This window comes from Streptomyces sp. LS1784 (genome assembly GCF_020103755.1).
Taxonomy (GTDB): Bacteria; Actinomycetota; Actinomycetes; order Streptomycetales; family Streptomycetaceae; genus Kitasatospora.
On record NZ_JAHSQD010000549.1, the window covers coordinates 1 to 5,444 of the forward strand.

At 75.9% G+C, this 5,444-nt stretch carries 7 protein-coding genes; 4 read left to right on the forward strand and 3 right to left on the reverse strand.

What is annotated here, in order from left to right; genetic code table 11:
- A partial coding sequence (locus KS423_RS37355) for an isocitrate lyase/phosphoenolpyruvate mutase family protein (RefSeq protein WP_224284187.1) occupies window positions 1-196 on the reverse strand: 196 nt, incomplete at its 3' end.
- Complete coding sequence (locus tag KS423_RS37360; RefSeq protein ID WP_224284188.1) at window positions 193-672, reverse strand: carboxymuconolactone decarboxylase family protein; 480 nt, start codon at window positions 670-672, stop codon at window positions 193-195. The genes KS423_RS37355 and KS423_RS37360, both read right to left, overlap by 4 nt.
- Window positions 673-812: 140 nt before the next feature.
- On the opposite strand from KS423_RS37360, the gene KS423_RS37365 reads away from it, so the two are divergent.
- From KS423_RS37365 to KS423_RS37375, 3 genes are all read left to right on the forward strand, one after another.
- Window positions 813-1,595 carry an NRDE family protein gene (locus tag KS423_RS37365; protein WP_224284189.1) on the forward strand — a complete coding sequence of 261 codons (783 nt, stop codon included), beginning with the start codon at window positions 813-815 and terminating at the stop codon, window positions 1,593-1,595.
- 119 nt (window positions 1,596-1,714) lie between these two features.
- Window positions 1,715-1,930: a hypothetical protein gene (locus KS423_RS37370; RefSeq protein ID WP_224284190.1), complete on the forward strand. Its 216-nt coding sequence runs from the start codon at window positions 1,715-1,717 to the stop codon at window positions 1,928-1,930.
- A 98-nt stretch (window positions 1,931-2,028) separates the two neighbouring features.
- Complete coding sequence (locus KS423_RS37375) at window positions 2,029-2,946, forward strand: undecaprenyl-diphosphate phosphatase (protein ID WP_224284191.1); 918 nt, start codon at window positions 2,029-2,031, stop codon at window positions 2,944-2,946.
- On the opposite strand, the gene KS423_RS37380 is transcribed toward KS423_RS37375, so the two are convergent.
- Window positions 2,931-3,641, reverse strand: coding sequence for an alpha/beta fold hydrolase (locus KS423_RS37380; RefSeq protein WP_224284192.1), 711 nt, complete (start codon window positions 3,639-3,641; stop codon window positions 2,931-2,933). The genes KS423_RS37375 and KS423_RS37380 overlap by 16 nt on opposite strands.
- 173 nt (window positions 3,642-3,814) lie before the next feature.
- Here KS423_RS37380 and KS423_RS37385 point away from each other — a divergent pair, with 173 nt between their 5' ends.
- The gene (locus KS423_RS37385) at window positions 3,815-5,248 is read left to right on the forward strand and encodes a PLP-dependent aminotransferase family protein (RefSeq protein WP_224284193.1); all 1,434 of its coding nucleotides are present in this window, start codon (window positions 3,815-3,817) and stop codon (window positions 5,246-5,248) included.
- Window positions 5,249-5,444 lie beyond the last annotated feature (196 nt).

The window sequence follows — 5,444 nt, forward strand, 5'->3', positions numbered from 1 at the left end:
CGCCGCCGTCCGCGCTGCCGAGCGACCAGGAGACGCTCGCGCTGGCCGTCGCCACCGCCCGCGCCCCCGCGCCGGCCACCAGCCGGGCGCTCGGCACGTCCCAGGCGTTCGCCAGCACCAGCGGCTCGCCCGGGCGGTGCAGCTCCCGCAGCAGCCGGGCCTTCTCCCGCTGGGCCTTCTGCTCGACGGCGCTCACTTGGCCGCCGGGCTCATCCGGGTGGAGATGCTGAGCCGGTTCCAGACGTTGATCGTGGCGATCAGCGCGATCAGCTGGGCCAGCTCGGTCTCGTCGAACTGTGCGGCGGCCTCCGCGTAGACGGCGTCCGGCACATGGCCCTGGGTCACCAGGGTGATCGACTCGGTGAGGGCCAGGGCGGCGCGCTCGCGGGCGGTGAACCACGGGGTCTCGCGCCAGGCCGGGAGGGAGAGCAGACGGTGGTCCTGCTCACCGAGCTTGTTGGCGTCGGCGGAGTGCATGTCGATGCAGAAGGCGCAGCCGTTGATCATCGAGGCGTGCACCTTGACCAGATGGGCGAGCCGAGGGTCGAGGCCCTGCCGGGAGGCCCGGTCCACGGCGATCATCGCCTGGTAGTAGTCGGGGGCCAGCTTGAACATCTGCAGGCGCTGCTCGGGGGCGGGCACCGGGCCCCCGGCCGTCTCGTTCGTCGTCATGGCTGCCAGCCTAGGAGCGCGGCGGCCCACGGGCCTGGTGCGTTCGGCCATCCGTTCCTTGGGCCACTTCCGGGGTGCGGACGGCCGTGCCAGGATCGCAGGCAGGAGACCGATGACAGGACGAGGTCAGGGGGTACGCCGTGTGCACGGCGTTCGTCAGCATCGAGCCGGGAGCGGCCGTCCCGGTGCTGCTGCTGTCCGTCCGGGACGAGTACCTGGGCCGCGCCTGGCTTCCGCCGGACCACCACTGGCCGGACCGACCCGAACTGCTCGGCGGACTGGACCTCGCGGCCGGCGGCACCTGGCTGGCCGTCGACCCCGGCCGGCGCACCGCCGCCTGCCTGCTGAACGGCTTCGGCCCGCTCGCCCCCACCGACGCCCGCCGCACCCGCGGCCGGCTGCCGCTCACCGCCGTCCGGGAGGGCGGGATCGGCCACCTCGACCTCACCCCGTACGACCCGTTCCACCTCGTCCTGGTCCGGGCCGACGGCGCCCGGGTGTTCAGCTGGGGCGCCGGACGGCTGGAGGAGCGCGAACTGCCGTCCGGCCTGAGCGTGGTGCTCAACGACGGGCTGGAGGGCCTGGCGGCCGGCCGCACCACCTCCGCGCGGATCCGCGCACTGATGGCCGCGCGGGCCGCCCACTTCCGGGCCCGCTTCACCGACGAGCCCCGGCCCGAGCCGACCGCCGAGGGGACGGCCACGGCGGCCTGGGGCGGATGGCTGCCGATCGTCGCCGGGGACGGGCTGGCGCCGGACGCGGACGCCGCGCTGATCCAGCGGCGGGACTTCGGCGACGGGCGGATCTGGGGCTCCTCGTCGGTCTCGCTGCTCGCGCTCGGGCCGGACCTGCTGCGCTACGACTTCGCGACCGCGCCGGTGGCCGCGGACGGTCCCGGTTGGCGGCGGGTGGCGGCGCACTGACCGGCACCACCCCGGAGGCATCGGACTGACCGGCACCGCCCCGGCGGCGGAAAAGGACTTGAACCTGACGCCGCGGGAGGCGGCATCGTGGCGCGGGTCGAGCCCGAAGGAGAGCCGCTGTGACACGCCCGGACCCCCCGCACCGCCCCCGCCGTCTGCTCGCCGTGCTGACCGTCGCCCTGCCGCTGGTGGGCATGCCGGCCGCGGTGACCGCCGTCGTGCTGCTCTGCGACGCGGCGCACCGGGCCGTCCCGTCCGCCACCGTCCTGGCCGCCGTGGCAGCGGCGCTGATCGGGCACCTCGGCCCCGGTGTCCCGCAGCCGTACGGTCGGTGAACTTCTGACGGCGGGGTTGGCGAACGTCTACATGCCCGTAGTAGCTTCGCGAGGGCCCCGGCCCCGGCCGGCCACCGACCCCCGAGCGAAGGTGCGCGATGTCGACCCTGACCTACCCGGAAGCGATAGGCGTCGGCCTGCTCCAGGGCGTGACGGAACTCTTCCCGGTCTCCAGCCTCGGCCACAGCATCCTGCTGCCCGCCCTGGTCGGCGGAAGGATCCAGCACGACCTCGACATGACCGCCGAGGGCTCCTCGTACCTCGCCGCCCTGGTCGCCCTGCACCTGGCCACCGCGCTCGCGCTGGTGGTCTACTTCCGCAGGGACTGGGTCCGGGTCATCGACGGGCTGCTCGGCTCGATCCGGCACCGCCGGGTGGAGACCCGCAACGAGAAGCTCGCCTGGCTGCTCGTCCTCTCCACCATCCCGGTCGGCGTGGCCGGCCTCGCGCTGGAGAAGGCCCTGCGCAACGCGCTCGGCAAGCCCGTCCCGGCCGCGGTGTTCCTCGCCCTCAACGGACTCGTCCTGCTCGGCGCCGAGCGGCTCAAGCGCGGCGGCACCGGCCGCCGCCGGGCCGGACACGCCGCCCCCGCCGACGAACCGGGCGTGGACCCGGCGGTCGCCTCCGACCACCGGCTCACCAGGCTGGGCTACGGGCAGGGCGCCTGGATCGGCGCCGCGCAGATCCTCGCCCTGTTCCCGGGCATCAGCCGCTCCGGCGTCACCATGAGCGCCGGCATCCTGCGCGGGCTGCACCACGAGGACGCCGCCCGGTTCTCCTTCCTGCTCGCCACCCCGGTCATCCTGGCCGCCTCGGTCCTGAAGGTGCCCGAGCTGTTCAGGCCGGAGAACTCCGGCGTGCTCGGCCCGGTCCTCGCCGGCAGCCTCGCCGCCTTCGTGGCCGGCTACGTCTCGGTGCGGTTCCTCACCAGGTACTTCGAGACCCGCAGCCTGACGCCGTTCGCGCTCTACTGCTTCCTGGCCGGCGCCGGCAGTGCGGTCTACCTCTCGCTCTGACCCGTCCGAGCCGCCTCGGCCAGGACCCGCGCGAGCTCGGCCGGCCGGGAGAACATCGGCCAGTGCCCGGTGTCCAGCTCCACCAGCCGCCAGTGGCCCTCCGCGACCAGTTCGGCGGCCACCGGCGGCGGCTCCGGCCAGTCCAGCAGACACTTCACGTACACCGCCGGGAGCGCGCTCAACGGGCCTTCCAGGACAGCGGGTTCGGTCAGCGAGGGGCCCGGGTGCGCAGTCGCCCCCGCGGCGATCCGGGTGATCTGATCGACCGTCAGTCCCTGCTCGGCGAACTCGGCCGGCGGCAGCGGCGGCCACCAGCCCCCGTGCGCGGCGAGGTCCGCCCGCAGCGCGGCCGGCTCCGGCATCTGGTCGGCGAAGGACTCCCCCGCCACCGGCACGTTGGCGTCCACCAGGACCAGCCCGGCCAGCCGGTCGCCGATCCGTTCGGCGGCCTGGCCCACCGGGATGCCCGAGTAGCTGTGCCCGACCAGCACCACGTCGCGCAGGTCCAGCCGCTCCACGCCGGCGACGACGTCCGCCACGTGCGCCTGCTGCCCGGCAGGCGTGCCGCGCTTCTCCGCGAGCCCGGAGAGCGTCAACGGGTACGCCCCGTGCCCGGCCGCGCGCAGCTCCGCCGCGACCTCGTCCCACGCCCAGGCACCGAGCCAGGCCCCCGCCACCAGTACAAAGTTCGCCATGCGCAGCACCGTAGCGCGTCGGGCACCCGGGCGGCCCGGGCAGCGACGGGAAACAGGACGTGGAGGAAACGTGGTGGCTGCACCGGGCGGGCCGGCCTCCGGCCGGCGGGGAAGGCGGCGGTCGTCACGGGCGGTTCACGGGGCACCACACCCGGCCACGCGAGAATGGGGCCGTGAGCACCTCCTGGACCTCCTTCGGCGGCGACCTGCACCTCGACCTCACCGAACGGCGGGCCGCCGGTGCCGGGCTGCGGGCCGCCCTGGAGGACGCGCTGCGCGAAGCCGTCCAGGACGGGCGGCTCGCCCCCGGCACCCGCCTGCCGTCCTCCCGGGCACTCGGCGAGGACCTCGGGATCGCCCGCAACACCGTGGTCGAGGCGTACGGCCAGCTCACCGCGGAGGGCTGGCTCAGCTCCCGGCAGGGCTCCGGCACCACCGTCGCCCGGCGAGCAGTGCCGGAGCCGGTCCAGGGCCGGCGGCCGGCGGCCCGGACGGCGCCGCGGCGGCAGACGGCCCGGTACGACCTGATGTCCGGACGGCCCGACGTCTCGCTCTTCCCCCGCACCGCCTGGCTCACCGCCGCCCGCCGCGCCCTCGCCACCGCACCGCACGAGGCCCTCGACTACGGCAGCCCGCTCGGCCGGATCGAACTGCGGCAGGCGCTCACCCACTACCTGGCCCGGGTCCGCGGCGTCCGCACCGACCCGGACCACCTGCTCGTCTGCACCGGCGTCACCCAGGGCCTCGGCCTGCTCTGCGCCGCCCTGCGGGAACGCGGCGCCCGCACGCTGGGCGTCGAGGAGTACGGGCTGCCGCCGCAGCACGCGGTCGCCCGGGCCGCCGGGCTCGCCACCGCCCCGGTGCCGCTGGACGCGGACGGCGCTGTGGTCGACCGGCTCGGCAACCGGGCCGACGCCGTCCTGCTCACCCCGGCCCACCAGTTCCCCACCGGCGCCGCGCTGTCCGCCGGCCGGCGGGCGGAAGCGGTGCGGTGGGCGCGGGAGCACGACCGGTACGTCATCGAGGACGACTACGACGGCGAGTTCCGCTACGACCGGCAGCCGCTCGGCGCGATGCAGGCGCTGGACCCGGAACGGGTGGTGTACGCCGGAACGGCCGCCAAGAGCCTCGCACCGGGCCTGCGACTGGCCTGGCTGGCCCTGCCGGACGCGCTGGTCGAACCGGTCGCCCGGCTGAAGGCGCTGGCCGACACGATGTCCCCGGTGCTGGACCAGCTGACGCTGGCGGAGCTGATCACCTCCGGCACGTACGACCGCCACGTGCGGCGCTGCCGGCTGCACTACCGGCGCCGCCGCGACCACCTGGTCGCGGCGCTCGCCGAACGCGCCCCGCACGTCCGGGTCACCGGCATCGCGGCCGGCCTGCACGCCGTCCTCCAGCTGCCGCCCGGTTCCACCCCCGAAACCGAACTCCTCGCCCGTGCCCAGCGGGCCGGCCTCTCCCTCAACGGCCTCACCTGGCACCGCGCCGCACCGTCCCCCGCCGACACCGCCCCACCCGCCCTGGTCATCGGCTACGCCGCCCCGCCGGATCACGCCTTCCCGGCGGCGGTGCAGGCCCTCTGCGAACTGCTGCGCAGGGCGTGAGGGGGAGGGTGGGCGGGGCTTCGGCCGCGCCGGCATCCCCCGAACCGACGTGCGGGGCATGACGGGCAGGCAGGGAACGGGCGGCCTCCGGGGCGCCGCAGTCGCCGGAGGCGGCACTGCGGCGGAGGGGGTGCCGGTCCGGGGGGCGGTCCGCCCGCCCCCCTCGGGGGCGGGGGCGGGCGGCCGGTCGGGGGTG

Bases quoted from the DNA above. Each gene is read 5' to 3' on its own strand.
- KS423_RS37380 (WP_224284192.1), bottom strand. From the start codon at position 3,641: ATGGCGAACTTTGTACTGGTGGCGGGGGCCTGGCTCGGTGCCTGGGCG.
- KS423_RS37360 (WP_224284188.1), bottom strand. From the start codon at position 672: ATGACGACGAACGAGACGGCCGGGGGCCCGGTGCCCGCCCCCGAGCAG.
- KS423_RS37375 (WP_224284191.1), top strand. From the start codon at position 2,029: ATGTCGACCCTGACCTACCCGGAAGCGATAGGCGTCGGCCTGCTCCAG.